This is a genomic window from Mucilaginibacter sp. KACC 22773, from assembly GCF_028736215.1.
Lineage (GTDB): Bacteria > Bacteroidota > Bacteroidia > Sphingobacteriales > Sphingobacteriaceae > Mucilaginibacter.
Genome location: NZ_CP117883.1, coordinates 4,297,274 through 4,313,914, shown reverse-complemented (window position 1 = coordinate 4,313,914; position 16,641 = coordinate 4,297,274). Strand labels below are relative to the sequence as shown.

At 41.1% G+C, this 16,641-nt stretch carries 10 protein-coding genes; 7 read left to right on the top strand and 3 right to left on the bottom strand.

The genetic code is table 11. The annotated features are described in order from the left end of the window. The first annotated feature begins 1 nt into the window (after window position 1). Window positions 2-2,581 (top strand): glycoside hydrolase family 95 protein, encoded by a 2,580-nt coding sequence (locus PQ469_RS17535; protein ID WP_274208830.1) that lies wholly within the window; start codon window positions 2-4, stop codon window positions 2,579-2,581. 1 nt (window position 2,582) lies between these two features. After that, window positions 2,583-4,736 (top strand): glycoside hydrolase family 31 protein, encoded by a 2,154-nt coding sequence (locus PQ469_RS17530; protein ID WP_274208829.1) that lies wholly within the window; start codon window positions 2,583-2,585, stop codon window positions 4,734-4,736. Window positions 4,737-5,023: 287 nt separating this feature from the next. Here PQ469_RS17530 and PQ469_RS17525 read toward each other — a convergent pair whose 3' ends face one another. The 3 genes from PQ469_RS17525 to PQ469_RS17515 form a co-directional block, all read right to left on the bottom strand. Then, window positions 5,024-5,827: a phytanoyl-CoA dioxygenase family protein gene (locus PQ469_RS17525; protein ID WP_274208828.1), complete on the bottom strand. Its 804-nt coding sequence runs from the start codon at window positions 5,825-5,827 to the stop codon at window positions 5,024-5,026. A 21-nt stretch (window positions 5,828-5,848) separates the two neighbouring features. Continuing rightward, entirely contained in the window at window positions 5,849-6,925 is a 1,077-nt protein-coding gene (locus PQ469_RS17520) for a GNAT family N-acetyltransferase (protein WP_274208827.1), read from the bottom strand. Between the two features lie 627 nt (window positions 6,926-7,552). Continuing rightward, window positions 7,553-8,410 carry a glycosyltransferase family 2 protein gene (locus PQ469_RS17515; protein ID WP_090652513.1) on the bottom strand — a complete coding sequence of 286 codons (858 nt, stop codon included), beginning with the start codon at window positions 8,408-8,410 and terminating at the stop codon, window positions 7,553-7,555. Between the two features lie 678 nt (window positions 8,411-9,088). Here PQ469_RS17515 and glmS point away from each other — a divergent pair. From glmS to PQ469_RS17490, 5 genes are all read left to right on the top strand, one after another. After that, complete coding sequence (glmS, locus tag PQ469_RS17510; RefSeq protein WP_274208826.1) at window positions 9,089-10,927, top strand: glutamine--fructose-6-phosphate transaminase (isomerizing); 1,839 nt, start codon at window positions 9,089-9,091, stop codon at window positions 10,925-10,927. 484 nt (window positions 10,928-11,411) lie between these two features. Next, window positions 11,412-12,158, top strand: coding sequence for a polysaccharide biosynthesis/export family protein (locus PQ469_RS17505; RefSeq protein WP_255369918.1), 747 nt, complete (start codon window positions 11,412-11,414; stop codon window positions 12,156-12,158). Window positions 12,159-12,176: 18 nt separating this feature from the next. Then, complete coding sequence (locus PQ469_RS17500; protein ID WP_274208824.1) at window positions 12,177-14,504, top strand: GumC family protein; 2,328 nt, start codon at window positions 12,177-12,179, stop codon at window positions 14,502-14,504. Between the two features lie 285 nt (window positions 14,505-14,789). Next, the gene (locus PQ469_RS17495; RefSeq protein ID WP_090652509.1) at window positions 14,790-15,353 is read left to right on the top strand and encodes a UpxY family transcription antiterminator; all 564 of its coding nucleotides are present in this window, start codon (window positions 14,790-14,792) and stop codon (window positions 15,351-15,353) included. Further along, window positions 15,343-16,641 carry a nucleotide sugar dehydrogenase gene (locus PQ469_RS17490; protein ID WP_274208823.1) on the top strand — a complete coding sequence of 433 codons (1,299 nt, stop codon included), beginning with the start codon at window positions 15,343-15,345 and terminating at the stop codon, window positions 16,639-16,641. Before PQ469_RS17495 ends, PQ469_RS17490 begins: the two co-directional genes overlap by 11 nt.

The window sequence follows — 16,641 nt, the reverse complement described above, 5'->3', positions numbered from 1 at the left end:
TATGAGGTTTTGTAAAATACGTTTTCCAAAAATATATTTGGTTGTTGCAGGTTTGGTAAGTACTCAACTTGCAACAGCGCAAACACACAACACCGATGCCTATTTAAAACTGTGGTATACCAAACCGGCTGTTACCTGGGAAGAGGCCTTGCCCCTGGGTAATGCCACCACCGGAGCTATGGTATTTGGCGGTATTAACCACGAGCATTACCAGCTTAACGACCATAACCTGTGGTCGGGCTACCCCGAAGCCGGGAATAACCCACAGGCATCAGCGCATTTGCCCGAAGTACGAAAGGCTGTGTTTGATAACGATTTTGATAAGGCGGCGGAGATATGGAAAAAGTATTTACAAGGGCCATACACAGCCAGGTATCTGCCCTTGGGCGATCTGCTGCTTAACTTTAACCTGAAAGATAGTATTCATTACTACCGCGACCTGAACTTAAATAACGCGGTTGCTACCGTGCGGTTTGAGGCTGGCGGCGTGCATTATCAACGGGAAACATTTATAAGCTACCCGGATAAAGTAATGGTGGTACGCATCACCGCGGATAAAAAAGGCGCTATTAATTTCACAGCCAATTTGCAAAGCAAGCTGCACTTCGGCATCGAAATGGATGGTAGCAATAAGCTGATTTTAAAGGGTAAAGCCCCAAGTTATGTGGCCAACCGGGAATCCGAGCCACGGCAGGTAATTTATGATGAGCCCAAAGGCGAGGGCATGAGTTTCCAGATCAACCTCAAAATAAAAAATAATGGCGGGCGGGTGATGGCCGATAACAACGCATTACAAGTTACAGGCGCTAACCAGGTTATACTTTATTTAACCGAGGCAACCAGCTTTAACGGTTTTAATAAATCGCCGGGTCTGCGGGGGAAAGATCCGGCCGTTGAAGCTAATGCCAGCCTTTTTGCCGCATTGCAAAAAACGTACGAACAGCTCAAACAAAGGCACATTGCCGATTATCAACGCCTTTTTAAACGGGTCGATTTTAATTTGGGTGCAGATACGGTGATGGTAAAACAACCTACGGACGAACGGCTCAGGAGTTTCAGTGTAGCTAATCCCGATAAGCAATTACAAACCCTGTATTACCAGTTTGGGCGTTATTTGCTGATTGCCAGTTCAAGGCCTGGCAGCGCGCCTGCCAACCTGCAGGGCATCTGGAACGACCAGGTGATACCGCCATGGGGCAGTAATTATACTACCAACATCAATATCGAAATGAATTACTGGCTGGCCGAAAACACCAATCTTTCGGAGTGCCACCAACCTTTATTTGATTTTCTGAAAGAGCTTGCCGTGAACGGCGCAATTACAGCCAAAGTAAATTATAACATTGATGAAGGCTGGGTACAACATCATAACACCGATATCTGGGCTAAAACATCAACCGTTGGTAATTTTGACCACGACCCCAGGAGCGCGGTGCGCTGGACAGCCTGGCCAATGGGCGGCGCCTGGATGAGTCTTCATTTATATGATCATTACCTTTTTACCGGCGATAAGTTTTTTTTGAGCAAAACCGCGTACCCTATTATTAAAGGCGCTGCACAGTTTATGCTGCACTGGCTGGTAACCGATCCTAAAACAGGTTACCTGGTAACAAACCCCTCCACCTCGCCCGAAAATACTATTAAAATCAGTGGTAAGGAATACCAGGTAAGTATGGCTTCTACTATGGATATGTCTATCATCCGCGAGTTGTTCCAGGATTGTATAAGCAGCGCGGAGATATTGGGTACCGATAAAATGTTTGCAGCCGAGGTAAAAGCCGCTTATGATAAGCTTTATCCATTTCATATAGGTAAACATGGACAGATACAGGAGTGGTTCCAGGATTGGGACGATACCACGGATACACACCGGCATATATCGCATTTGTTTAGTTTGTTTCCAGGCAGGCAGATCTCTGTGTTTAATACGTCCCAGTTGGCTGCCGCGGCAAAACAATCAATGATTTACAGGGGCGATGTAAGCACAGGCTGGTCAATGGCCTGGAAAGTGAACTGGTGGTCGAGGATGCACGATGGCAACCATGCCTATAAAATATTGGGCGCTGCATTTAACTATATGGACCCATTGCAAAAAAAAGGACAAATGAGCGGCGGTGGCACTTATCCTAATTTGTTTGACGCCCATCCGCCCTTCCAGATCGACGGAAATTTTGGAGGAACGGCCGGTATGACCGAAATGCTGTTGCAAAGCCAGGATGGTGAAATAGAATTGTTACCCGCCCTGCCCGATGCCTGGGCCGATGGCAGCATTAAAGGCATCAAAGCCCGTGGAAACTTTGAGGTAGCGATTAACTGGAAAAAGGGAAAGTTGAGTAAAGCGCTGATCAAGTCAATTGTTGGGGGCAATTGCCGCTTACGAACCCCGATACCTGTAAAAGTGGTTGAGGTAGGCAGCAAAGCGGCTACAGGTATCAACAAAAATATTTTAGATACACAGCCGGTAACACCGGTTTACCAGCAGGCAGATGATGCCAAACTACCGGATGTATCCTTTAATAAAGGTTATATAATTGACTTTGCTACAGAAAAAGGTAAAACCTATACCATTATACCTAACTAACATGATGAAAAAATTGAAATGCTTTTGGCTGATTTGTTTGTTTGGGAGTTTCATCGCGGAGCTTCACGCGCAATCCATCGCCTGGACGGAAATAGAACCCGGAATATGGAAAGGCATTATAGGTAAGCCCGAAGAATTTGACTTACTGAAAGTGGCCGGGGTACAACCCTATCATGCCGGTTTAGCGCAAATGCCAGGGGCCGCCTTCCCTTTGCCACAGCAGGAGATCACCGGTAGTGTACAGGGTGGTAAAACTTACCTGCGCTTTCCATTGGAAAAAAAAGAGCAGTTGTTTGGTTTCGGTTTAAATTTCCAGACAGTATTTCAGCGCGGCAAAGTGCTTACGCTGCATGTTGACAATTATGCCGGTAAGGATAATGGGCGCACCCATGCACCCACACCTTTTTATGTATCATCAAATGGTTATGGTGTGTTTATCAACTCGGCCAGGTATATCGACGTATATGCCGGTACAGCAGTAAGGCGCGACAGTAAAGTACCTCCCGAAGTAAAAGACAGGAATCTTGATAAAACATGGAGCTCGCACCCATATTCAGATGGTGTGGAAATGCTGGTGCCCGCTTCCGGGGTAGAGATCTATGTATTTGCTGGTCCAACTACTTTAGATGCCGTACGGCGTTATAATTTGCTAAACGGCGGCGGTTGTTTACCACCACGCTGGGGCCTGGGCTTTACACAGCGTATGCAGCGTTTAACCGATGCGCAGGGTGTTGCAGCCGAAGCAAAGGCATTTGAGGAAAAGGGTTATCCATTGGATTTTATCGGGCTTGAGCCAGGCTGGCAAAGTAAATCATACCCCTGTACTTTTGAGTGGGATGCAAGCCGGTTCCCTGATCCTAAAGGTTTTATACAGGATATGCTGAAAAAGAATATCAGGCTCAATTTATGGACTAATCCTTATGTATCTCCGGAGGCACCTGTTTATAAAAGTATTTTACCTTACAGTGGTACGCATACGGTTTGGAACGGCATTGTACCTGATATAAGTATGCCCGCAGCACGTAAGATCTTTTTTGGCGAACTGGAAAAAGGCAAAATAGATATTGGCATCAGCGGCTATAAAATGGATGAGGTTGATGGCGGGGATAATTATTTATGGCCCGACGTAGCAACTTTCCCGTCAGGCCACGATGCCGAACAAATGCGTCAGACGTATGGCTTGATGATGCAACGTTACACCAGCCAAATTTACCATGAACGTAATCAACGTACATTTGGCCTGGTTCGCGCCTCAAATGGCGGTGGTTCATCGTTCCCTTATGTTATCTATAACGACTATTACGATCACCGCGATTTTATAACAGCATTGGTAAACAGTGGTTTTGCAGGTGTGTTATGGACGCCCGAGGTACGTTCCTCCAAAACCGGCGAGGAATGGTTACGCCGGTTTCAGTCGAATGTTTTTTCGCCTATGGCGATGATTAATGCCTGGGCCAGCGGTACCAAGCCATGGTCGTTCCCGGAGGTTGCAGAGCAGGTAAAAACAATGGCCAACCTGCGCATGCAGATGATGCCTTACTGGTATAGCGAATTTGCCAAATATCACTTTGAAGGCATCCCGCCTTTCCGGGCCATGTACCTGGAAGATGGCTTTGTTGGAGGGGAAGCTAAAAATGAAAACAGAAAAGTAAACCTGGAGGAAAATCCTTATGAAGAGGCCATAACCAAAGAGGTTAAAGACCAGTACATGGCCGGCGAATATTTGCTGGTAGCACCAATATTTGCCGGGCAAACCAGCAGAAAAGTGATCTTGCCAAAGGGTAAATGGTACGATTTTTACACAGGGAAGTACGCAGGTGACGGAGAAGTCATCAACGTTACGCCGGGCCTGGATAAAATACCGGTTTATGTAAAGGACGGCGGTATTATCCCCATGATGCCCGTAATGCTGCACGCGCCCAAAGTAGGGCAGAAGGTTGACCTGGAGCTGAGGTATTATGGCAGCAAACCGGGTACTTATTCTTTATATGATGATGACGGAGAAACATATGATTATGAAAAGGGTAATTACAGCTTCCGGAAGATCATGGTGAGCAAAGTAAACGGGAAATTAAAAGGCACAATTACCCCGGCATTAAAAGGGAAACCAGATAATGTTGGTAAGGTAACTTTCAAAGCAATGACAGAGCTATAGCTTTGGTATCAAGCCCCCATTTTTTATAAAGGTTGTTGGTAACTGTTTCTTTTAGAAAATATCGACCGCAACTATATTTCGCATTTCATCACCGGATTGTGATTTTATTAGCACATTATAGGAGATACATATTTGGCTGTAATTCTCCTTCATAATTGACAATTACAACGTTATCTTAAATAGTGGAGTGTAATTTTCTATGAATCCATTTTTTATAACATTGTGCTTCAAACGCCCTTCCGATTATATTGGTTTTGAAGCTGGGTTACTTATAAGAAAACTATCAATTAACCCTGACCTGGTTGGTACATTCTTTTTTCTACAGGTTGATAATATTCATCCAGGTTTTCTGGTGTTCGTGCGTTATAACCTAAAACCTGTCGCAAACTTTCATTTAATCCTTCACCAAATGTGTAGCCTAATGCCCGGGGGTAATCCAATTGCTGTTTAAAAAATGGCCGCGTAAAAGCCATGGTAAGCGTACGCCTTTGTCCATTGGTATGGTTTTTTCCGCTGGCGTGCCACAGGTTGGAGTCAAATAAAATAATACTTCCTTTTTTTACAATCGCACGGTCAGAGTTTTTGTAAAAAAAGTCGGCTTCGGGTTTTTCTTTAGAATGGTGCGAGCCCGAAAGAAAATGAGTTGCTCCGTTTTCGAGGGTAAAATCATCCAGGATAACCATCATCTGAATCATTAGCTTAAAATTGCCGGTATAACTTCGAATATCCCGATGAATGTTTTGAACATAGGGGTTGTCGCCTTTTAAATTAATTACTGCGCCCAGGGAATTGAGGATATAGTTGCCGTCTAAAAAATGCCTTATTTGGCTGTCACAATATTTTTGATCCAGAAATTTTAGGGAGAATGCATCTTTTTCAACAAGATGATGTAATGTGCCGTTCATGACTGCCGCAATACCATTTTTTACCTGGATTTTTCTTCGCTCATCATAAGCATTAACTAACGAATTGGCAATCTCATCAACAAAATCCACATCCAACGCGTCTTCGTAAACAATCCAGCCGCAGTCAGCCATAATGGTGTCAAAAGTTGCCAGATCGGCTTCAGAATAATTAAATTTATTTTTCATAATATTTATTTTATCGAGGAATTAAATAATGGTTGTATTGATAATTGGGACTACTGTCTCTGCTTTAGGAGCCGGGCGGCGATACAACGGAAAATATGCCGACCCTGAACCGGCTTCCGACGAATTTTTTGCTACAAGGGCGTTATATGCTTCATGGTCGTTAACATAACACCATATCCGGTCGGTTATTTGTAAATCCGAAAAATACCTTTTGAATTCAAATAACGAATCTTCTTTTCCGCCTACTCCGCCACCCAGGTGAAAGATTTTTTTGCCAAGCCTGCGCCCAATCATACTTATCTCGTCGGTAAGTAATTTACTTGGCGATTCTTTTAAATAATCGGGCGACGTGGCTGAAAGATGATTTCTGATGATGTTTTCTGAAAGCAATAAAACCGCGCCGCAAATGAGTTCTGTGCCGTCATATATCAGGATAAGCTTGTTTTCATAGCCTTCCATGTTAATAATGTCAGAAAAGTATTTTTCGTCGAAGTAATAATTTGGCGAGGCATTTACCCGATCCATATTTTTATAGTACATATCTATAAAATATTTCACATCGTCGGGGCTGTTATTATCTTTTATGATATAGCCTTTTTCGCGCATTTTTCTTATTTGCCGGGAAAGTCTTTTTTCGTATTTATTTCTCTGATCCTCAATGGATATCGACAGATCGATGTATAAGGTTGTACCATTGCTTTTTAAGCCGCCAATGCTGTCAAGTACGTAATCCTGATTCAGGAAAGGATGAAGTCGGGTGAATATGCAAATCGCATTCTCACGTCTCATAAAATCAGTAAAAGCCTGCTTGAAAGCCGGGATTATGCTCGCCGGTACGGTGCGCAAATCGACATTTGACACCGGCCCGCCATAACCATAAACAGAGGTCATATCAAAAAAAAGAGAATTTTCTATCTTCCTTTTTATTACCGGGAGAGCAATAAAAAGATGGCCCTGTTCATAAACAAAAAGAAGTTGCTCGCCTTCTTTGTTTAAAGAGTGGTAGTGCCAGCTATGGAAAACATCGTGAGTATATGCACGATGTATATAGGCATCCCAGCCATCTTTATCCCGGATGGTAAATTGTTTGTAACCCATAATGATTTTAGTTAGAAAAAAAGAATTAATAGAAATGTAGTGCAGGTAAACTCAACTAAATAGTTAACGGCGATAAGCTGTTATTTAATAATAGCCCACGGAATAAGCTTATGGCGTGGGGAAGATATGAGCATAAAGGGATACCTTGTTTTATTGCCTGATCCTGGTTAAATGATGGAGTTACTCAAGTGACTTGTATTGGCCAACACCAGGCACAAATATTTGGAGGCGCTTAAATTGCGCAATCGGCTTAGTGTTAACCATGATAAAATATAAAACATTGATTATTAAATACTTGTAAATGTTTTATTTGAAATGTGTTAAGTTATGTTAACCCAATTAGATGCGTTTGCCCTGAAATGTAGGGTGTCGAGAAGGGGATTCTTCACCTTTAGTATATTTTTTGTGATTTAGCAACCCTCTGGTACCCGGGCCAATATAGGCTTGATTGAAAATGGTTAAATTAAGTTGACTTGTAGTTATTGAGGCAACAGGCCCCGGGTAATGCTTAAAGCCGGGCCTGTGGCATTAATTGTACTTAACTCTGTGAAGCAGTACGGATAAGGTGTATAGGCTTTTGGTAATTGGGATTTACCATTCCTATTAGGTCAATGGTGTATTTGCAGATTAAATCAGGAATTTTACCGTATTGTATATTTTTTGAAAACGGTGTCTCTTCAATTCAAATAACAGATACCTGTTAATATACAACAACAACAACTTTGCCCGTTGAATGCCATTATAGCTAAAATGTTTTATAATCAGGTTAAAATCGCTGATTACCATTTCCATCCTTGCCTCTGTTTTAATCATGCTCCAAATACCGCCAACATGATTACGGTAGCAACTCATTACCTCGGGCATTACATATATTTTACCGCCTGTAACAGAAGTTGAAAATATTTTAAAGAATTTGTCGGCTGCAAAACAACTAAAATACCAGGGTTGATGAAACAACTGGTTAATTTTTTTTAAGTTACGGTAAACCACAGTTGCAGTTTTTGTTTCAACCTGCTTGCCTGTGAGTAAATCATGATAGGTGTGTATTAGTGGTACCGGTTTTGGCGCAACGTATAAAGTATTTCCGTCGGTGTCAATTACGCGCGTGTAATGGCAGCAAATAATATATTCGGGGTTTTGCTCTAAAAAATCCACTTGTTTTTGTAGTTTCAGTGGGTTTGTCCAGTAGTCATCACCATCACAAAGGGCAATGTATTTTCCGGTACAAGCATCCAGCGTATCAATCATGTTTTGATGAGCACCAACATTTTTAATTGCAGTAACTACCTTTATTTTGCCGGGATATTTTTTTTTAAACGATTGCAATATGGCCGCGGTGTTATCAGTAGAGCAATCATTGCCCACTACAATCTCAAACGGGAAATTTGTCTGCTGCATTAAAAAGCTTTCAATTGTTTGAGTAATAAATTTATCCTGATTGTAAGTTGTGCAGGCGACACTTAGCATGAAATTCTCTTTAATCATTTTTGTATTTTTTAATCGGTATTGAAATAGGCCCAGGTACGTGTTGTTTTTGTTTTAAAATTGTATCAGGACAGAATTATAATAGTGGGAGTAAGGTTCTTTTACAATAAACATCATTGATAAATTAATGCTGGCAATAGCATTCGCAATGCCGGTTACATGAGCCGGATATTATAAACAAACCATTATTAAGAAACTGAGCGGTATATGTTTGTTATAATCGTTTTTGCATCTGAACAACAAACACGCGCTCATTTTGGGTTTTGATTTAACAAATGTATTCAATAGATTTTCAATTTTTTATCCGCGTGTTTATTTGAAAATAAATTGTAAAGGATAGTCAACCCTTTCACACAAATGGTAAAATTATTTCCATTTGTGTAAAAGGGTATTAGTTAGGTTGACGCTTAAATAGTTATGACAAAGTTTTATGCTGTCGTCATCGGTATTGGCACTGCTTATCTATTAAATCCGGTAGTTGCCATGGCTTTCTAATTAACACAAACTACATAGGTAATGTAAATTTTAACGATAAGGTATTTTACACCTTTTGTGTAATTTTTCATATAATTTACAATCGGTGTTCAATTCTTTTGTTTTGTAATATGCTGTTATACAATTAAATAAATTTGAGTTTGTAAATAATTACTTAAGAGTATTAAAATAAAACTCAAAATTATGTGTGGAATAGTAGCTTATATAGGATTTCGTGATGCCTGGCCAATTGTAATAAATGGCCTTAAAAGATTGGAATATCGTGGGTATGATAGCACCGGTATTGCCATTATAAATCAGGTAGGTTTTAGTATTTATAAAAAGATTGGCAAAGTGTCGTCGCTTGAAGCTTTTACTGAAGCTGAAGATAAAAGCGGACACGTAGCCATTGGCCACACCCGCTGGGCTACCCATGGTGCGCCGTCTGATGTTAACTCTCATCCCCACACGTCGAATGATAACAGGTTGCACATTATTCATAATGGTATCATCGAAAATTATGCCACGCTGAAAGAAGAGCTGATTAACCGCGGACATCATTTTAAAAGTGAAACGGATACCGAGGTGCTGATTCACCTGATTGAAGAAATTCAAAATATTGAACAAACTGATCTGATGGAGGCTGTTCGTTTGGCTTTGAATACCGTAATAGGTGCTTATGCCATTGTGATTTTGGACCGGGAAAATCCCGGGCAATTAGTTGCCGCGCGAAAGGGTAGCCCCCTGGTTATTGGGGTTGGCAAAGGCGAATATTTTATCGCGTCGGACGCAACACCGATTATTGCATATACAAAAAACGTTATCTATTTAAAAGATAATGAAATAGCGCTCATAAAGCGTGACGAACTATTGGTTAAGCAACTTGATAATGTTGTCCAGACACCATTGATACAAGAGCTTGAAATGAAGTTGGAGTCTCTTGAAAAAGGGGGCTTTGAACATTTTATGTTAAAGGAAATATTTGAGCAGCCACGCTCTGTAACAGATTGTATGAGGGGACGTATATTTCCGAAAATTGGCAGAGTGGAGTTAGGAGGGCTAAAAGAATACGCTGATAAGCTGAAAAATATTGACCGGATAATTATTGTTGCATGCGGTACTTCCTGGCATGCAGGTTTGGCGGGGGAGTACCTGATTGAAGAATATGGGCGTGTTTCTGTTGAGGTAGAATATGCTTCGGAATTTAGATACCGAAACCCGATAATAACTGAAAGGGACGTTGTATTGGCAATCTCTCAATCCGGTGAAACTGCAGATACGATGGCCGCGATAGAAATTGCGAAAGAAAAAGGTGCCACAATTTTAGGTATCTGCAATGTTGTTGGCGCTTCTATACCCCGAATTACCCACGCCGGAGTTTATACGCACGCGGGCCCCGAAATTGGAGTAGCCTCAACAAAAGCTTTTACGGCGCAAGTTACCGTACTTACAATATTGGCTTTGTATATAGCTCAACAAAAAGGTACTATCTCGTCGTCAAAACTTATTTATTTGTTATCTGAACTTGAAACAATTCCCGACAAAATTCAAACGCTTCTTCAGGATAATGATTTGATAAAAAATATTGCGTTGAAAATTAAAGACGCCTCCAATTGCTTGTTCCTTGGTCGTGGCAGCGGCTTCCCGGTGGCGTTAGAGGGAGCATTAAAGCTCAAGGAGATCTCCTATATCCACGCCGAAGGATACCCGGCGGCAGAAATGAAACATGGCCCTATAGCGTTGATTGACGAAGCTATGCCAGTGGTATTCATCGCTACTCAAAACTCATCATATGACAAGGTTATAAGTAATATCCAGGAGGTTAAAGCCCGAAAAGGGATTGTAATAGCTATTGTTACCCAGGGCGATGTGACGGTGAAAAACATGGCAGATTATTGTATAGAGATACCTGGCGCAGATGAAGCGTTTTTGCCACTATTGGCAACTATACCCTTGCAACTGCTGGCATACCATACCGCCGTGCTCAGGGGCTGTAATGTTGACCAGCCACGTAACCTTGCCAAATCAGTTACAGTAGAGTAAGATTATGATGAGCTGATATCAATGCTATTTTAAGACGATAGCATAGGTTCACAACCCAATATACTAAGATAAACATAGCAGGTGTAAGCCTGCTTTTTTTATGTGATACTGTTACTGCGAACAATACTCTTCATACGCCTTAAAACGCAAATTTGATAACGACAGCGTTTTTAGCGATCGGTTATTTAACAAACTGGTAAAAAAAAGACGAATTATTATAAAATCAGCAGCGGTTAGCATCTGAAACTATATAGCGCAGCGGTAATAAATAGCTCAAAAATGATAATTTTTTACAACGGGTTTACACGGCCTGCACATGACCACGACTTTTGTTTTACATGTTTTGTAAACTAAACCGGCCAGGTTTACAATTTATTTTCAATCATTAAAAATGCTATGTTGTTGAACCTCAATCGGGTAATTTTAGTTTATCAAACAGGAACAAATCATAAGCCTTTTGATAAACTAAAAGATGATAAGAATAATGATAATTAGCTGTATTGTGTCATTGATGATGTTATCTGGCTGTGCAGCCCGCCGCGATCTGGTTTACTTTAGTAATATGGCCGAGACTGCTACAGTAAACAAATCGCAGGATCAACAGGTGTTGATAAAAAGGGGTGATGTTGTAAATATTACGCTTAACAGCCTAAGCCCCGAATCGAATAACCTGTTTTATGGTAATAAAAATATGGGAACAAACCCAAGGCCAGGCTCTGAAGGCTACAAAGTAGATAAAAATGGCAATATTCAACTTCCGTTGATTGGTGAGATTAAAATTGGGGGCCTTAGCGTTGAAGATGCCCAAACAGCAATAGCGACGCAGTTAATGCAACATGTGAAATCGCCGGTTGTGGACTTAAGGTTGAGTAATTTCAAAATTACAGTTATCGGCGAAGTTAACAAACCAGCAACCTTCATTATTAACGACGAACAGGTAAATGTACTTGAAGCACTGGGCCTTGCCGGCGACATGACCGTTTATGGAAGGCGCGAAAACGTTTTGATCATCAGAAATGAAGACGGAAATAAAACCATGACAAGGTTGAACCTGAACAAACTCGAGTCGATGAAATCGCCCTATTTCAACCTGAAGCAAAATGATATAGTTTATATAGAGCCCGACCGGTCAAAAGCAGTTGAGTATAGTCAAAATACACGCCTGATGCCCCTGATAATCGCTTCTATATCTGCTGTAGCAGTATTAGCAGCTGTACTTTTAAAAAGATAATTGATACCCCTTTTCATAATGTTAAAAAAAGCCGACATGGACATTAACGCTAAACCAAAACAAACCTTGCCAGGAGGTGACTTCAAGACTAAAGCAATGCCATACTTAAAAAATTGGTACGCTTTTCTGGCAGGCCTGTTTGTTTGTTTGCTGGTTGCCTGGGGGTATCTTCATTATGTTACACCCAGGTATAAAATAACAAGTACGTTACTTATTCCCGACGATAAAAAAGGAGACGGCATACTCAAGGCAACAGCGTTTAGTGATTTGAATATGTTTCAGGAAGCAAAAACAGTAGATAATGAAATTGAAGTTTTGCGCTCAAAAGATTTGATTTATAATGTTTTTGAACGACTGAATCTTGAAGTTTCTTATTTTGATGAAGCTGCTTTTAAAACCAAAGAATATTATGGTGATGACCGCCCTTTTATTGTAACGGTAGTTAAATTGAGTAATGGGGCGTATTTGAAAAAACTTCACCTTCAAAATTATTCCGGAGATAAGTTTTTATTAACCGTCGAAAAGAAGAGTTGGTTATATCGTTACGGACAAGTTGTGAATCATAAGGATTGTGCATTCAAAGTTGAAAAAGGGCCTGGTTTTGCTACTACAGATAAACAGGTTACCATCAGGTTTAATAATTTAAAAACCCTGGCTGCCTTGTACAGTGCCGGATTACTGCAGGTAAACCCGGTAATTAAAGAGTCTAACACGCTATTGTTGAGCATTAATGATGCCGTGCCAGAGCGCGGGGTGGCAATACTTAACAATATTATTAGTACTTATAATGATGAAACTGTTAAGAAAAAGAATATAACAGCACTTAATACCATTTTATTTATCGATAAACGGCTCAAGACAATGGAGGATGATCTGTCAGCTGCCGAAAAAGACATCGAAACCTATAAACAACAAAGCGGAGCATCTGAAATTAATGCCGGTAATCAGGTCAATCTTACAAAGTCGGCAGAATATAACCAGTTACTTGAAGAATCAAATGTTCAACTTGGCATTGTAAAATCGATGGAATTTTATCTAAACCAATCCGGTAATCAATTTAACGCGGTTCCAAGCACTATGGGATTGAAAGACCCGGTTTTAAATTCACTTGTAAGCAGATTCAACGACCTTCAGTTGGAAAGGAACCGGATGTTAAACACCGCCAACCTCAGCAATCCGTTGGTACAGGATTTGAGCCGCCAGATTGCAAGTTTGCGTACCAACATAAAGGAGAATTTAACAAATATTAAAAAAGGGTTTATGATAGGACATACGCTTCTTAAGCAAAATTCGGCCCAATATGATTCGCGGATCCAGTCGGTACCCGCCATTGAAAGAGGGTTATTGCAGCGCAGTCGCGAGCAAGGCGTAAAAACAAACCTCTATCAATATTTATTGCAAAAGCGCGAGGAAACGGCCTTATCTCTTTCGGCAACTATTCCCTCATCACAAATTGTCGACAGACCGGCGTATGATCCTGTTCCTGAATTTCCAAAGGAGCAATTAACATATTTGCTTGGCGGAGTAATTGGCTTGTTAATTCCCGGGTTTTCAATTTTTTTCAGGCAAAAATTTAATGCAAAAGTTACAACTACAGCCAATTTATTAGAAATACCAGGAGTTAGGGTACTTGGCGAACTAAGCCATAATCAAGAACTTGCGGGCGCAATTGCTGTACATAAAGGGCGTACAACCGTCATTTCTGAATTGTTCAGATACATCCGTAGTAATATAGGTATTTTAAACCAGGGCCTGCCGCAAAAAACAATATTGGTTACATCTACCATGAAGGGCGAGGGCAAAACGTTCTTCAGCGTTAACCTTGGAATTACGCTCGCTTTATTAAGTAAACGAGTACTCATCATTGAATTTGATTTGCGAAGGCCAGATCTCCTGAAAAGCCTGAACCTGGCGCAAACAAAGGGGGTGGCCGATTATATAGAAGGTGATATAGACTCTTTGTATGAATACATTCAGCCCGTTGGTGAATCGGATAACCTGTTTGTTTTGGGTTGTGGTACACTTTCTGAAAGGCCATCGGAGTTATTGATGGACGCACGGGTTGAGCAGTTGTTCGACTGGTGCAAAGCCCAATTTGATTATATAATTGTTGATACTTCGCCGGTGGGCGCAGTTTCAGATGCGCTAAGTCTGGCCAGCTTTGCCGACTTAAGTATTTACCTGGTGCGTTATAACTATACCAGCACCCAACAATTAGACATACTGAAGGATATTTATGATAACGGGAAATTGAAAAATATTATGGTTGTCTTAAACGATGCAAAAAAGCAAAATCGTGATGCCTATGCGTACGGGGGCTATGGTTACGTTCCGTACGGCGTATAGTAATTATTCTTTACGTAATAATCTGTCCGCTAATAATCTTTTGTAGCATAATTTAAAAAATAGGCCCTGTAAGTGGATTGGCGAAGCTATATAAAGTAGTGAGCCAGCCAGGAACAGTGTTTTTCAAAAGCAACCCCAAGCTAAATAGGGCTGCATTTTCAGTTTGCTTGCTTTAAGCCCTTTGCTTAAACGCACATATCAAAAAACAAATAGCCGCATCATGTAAGTGAGATGGCGAAGCCGTAGCCAATCCTTAAATACTGCCTTTTACAAATAAATACCAACATGCAATCTTCATTAAATACCTCGAAAGTGTCGATATCAAATTTGCGCGAAAAAAAATGGCTTGTAATTTATACCAGGCCCCGCTGGGAAAAAAAGGTTGACAAATTGTTAAAGCAGCAAGGCGTCGAATCATATTGCCCTGTCAGGGAAGTTGTTAACCAATGGGCTGATAGGAAAAAAGAGGTAAGCCTGCCCTTGTTTAGTTCGTACGTGTTTGTAAGGGTTGATCTTTTTGAACAGGCCAAAGTACTGTACGTTTTAGGCGTAATGGGCTATGTGTATTATATGGGCAGACCAGCTGTGGTGAGAGATAATATTATCGACCAAATAAAGTACAACCTTGACAATTACAAAGACTTAGAGATGATAAGCCTGGAAGGATTAGCGATAGGCGATGTTGTGAAAATAAAGGCCGGTGTGCTTACCAATCAAACAGGCAAAGTGGTTGAAATTAAAGGCAAGCACGTTTTAATGGTGTTTGACAGTATTAACTGTGCTTTGGTAACGCGTGTTCTTATGCAAAATTTAACTATACAAAATTCAAATCAAAACCATGAAAATTGAACAGTACCAACCAAAAATTGGAATTATAGGTCTTGGGTATGTGGGCTTGCCCCTGGCCGTTGAGTTCGCAAAAAAGTATAAAGTATTTGGTTTCGATATAAATTTAGCCAGAATTAACCAGCTGAAAACCGGTATCGATCATACTTTAGAAATTAGCGAAGATGAATTGAATGCAGTGATAACGCCGGTGTGTACAACACAAACAGGGTTGTTTTTTACAGACGATATCGAAAAATTACGACCATGTACAAGATACATTGTAACAGTGCCAACACCCGTTGATAAGAACAATCGCCCCGATCTGACACCTTTAATAAACGCCAGCATGTTGATTGGGAAAGTACTTAAAAAAGGTGATATTGTGATTTATGAGTCGACGGTTTATCCGGGTGTTACCGAAGACGAATGCATGCCCATATTAGAGAAAGTATCTGGATTACGTTATAATGTCGATTTTTTTGCAGGCTACTCCCCCGAGCGAATTAATCCGGGAGATAAGTATCACACGGTAGCAAATATCCGGAAGATCACTTCGGGCTCAACGGCCGAAACTGCAGACATCGTAGATAAACTTTACAACTCCGTTATTACAGCTGGTACCTTTAAGGCCGATTCGATAAAAGTGGCCGAGGCCGCAAAGGTAATTGAAAATGCCCAGCGCGACATCAACATAGCTTTCGTAAATGAGCTTGCCATGATTTTTAATAAACTTGGGATTGACACAAATAAGGTATTGGAAGCTGCTGGTACAAAATGGAATTTTTTAAATTTCAGACCGGGTTTGGTTGGCGGGCATTGTATTGGGGTCGATCCATATTACCTTGCTCAAAAGGCCCAGGAAGCTGGGTATCACCCTGAGATTATTTTAGCCGGACGCCGCATAAACGATTCAATGGGCGCTTACGTTGCCGATCAGTTTATAAAGCAAATAACGCGCAAAGGAACATCGCTGATAGATGCCGAAGTGCTGGTACTTGGCTTTACTTTTAAAGAAAACTGCCCCGATGTAAGAAACACCCGGGTAATAGATATTGTTAAACGGTTAGAAGAATATAAGATAAAGGTGCATGTTCATGACCCTTGGGCTAATGCCGAGCAGGCAAACCGGATTTACGGCATAACCTGCGAAAACGGCGAATCGAAAGAAAGAAAATACGACGGTATTTTACTCGCGGTTGCTCATAATGAGTTTAAAGACCTCAATTTAGCCAGCCTTTGTAAACCTCACACTGTGCTGTATGATCTGAAAGCTTTTTTACCGGATGGCCTGGTAAACGCACGCCTGTAA

Coding starts and splice junctions, on each gene's coding strand:
- PQ469_RS17520 (WP_274208827.1), bottom strand. CDS start 6,925: ATGGGTTACAAACAATTTACCATCCGGGATAAAGATGGCTGGGATGCC.
- PQ469_RS17525 (WP_274208828.1), bottom strand. CDS start 5,827: ATGAAAAATAAATTTAATTATTCTGAAGCCGATCTGGCAACTTTTGAC.
- PQ469_RS17535 (WP_274208830.1), top strand. CDS start 2: ATGAGGTTTTGTAAAATACGTTTTCCAAAAATATATTTGGTTGTTGCA.
- PQ469_RS17505 (WP_255369918.1), top strand. CDS start 11,412: ATGATAATTAGCTGTATTGTGTCATTGATGATGTTATCTGGCTGTGCA.
- PQ469_RS17530 (WP_274208829.1), top strand. CDS start 2,583: ATGATGAAAAAATTGAAATGCTTTTGGCTGATTTGTTTGTTTGGGAGT.
- glmS (WP_274208826.1), top strand. CDS start 9,089: ATGTGTGGAATAGTAGCTTATATAGGATTTCGTGATGCCTGGCCAATT.
- PQ469_RS17515 (WP_090652513.1), bottom strand. CDS start 8,410: ATGATTAAAGAGAATTTCATGCTAAGTGTCGCCTGCACAACTTACAAT.
- PQ469_RS17490 (WP_274208823.1), top strand. CDS start 15,343: ATGAAAATTGAACAGTACCAACCAAAAATTGGAATTATAGGTCTTGGG.
- PQ469_RS17495 (WP_090652509.1), top strand. CDS start 14,790: ATGCAATCTTCATTAAATACCTCGAAAGTGTCGATATCAAATTTGCGC.
- PQ469_RS17500 (WP_274208824.1), top strand. CDS start 12,177: ATGTTAAAAAAAGCCGACATGGACATTAACGCTAAACCAAAACAAACC.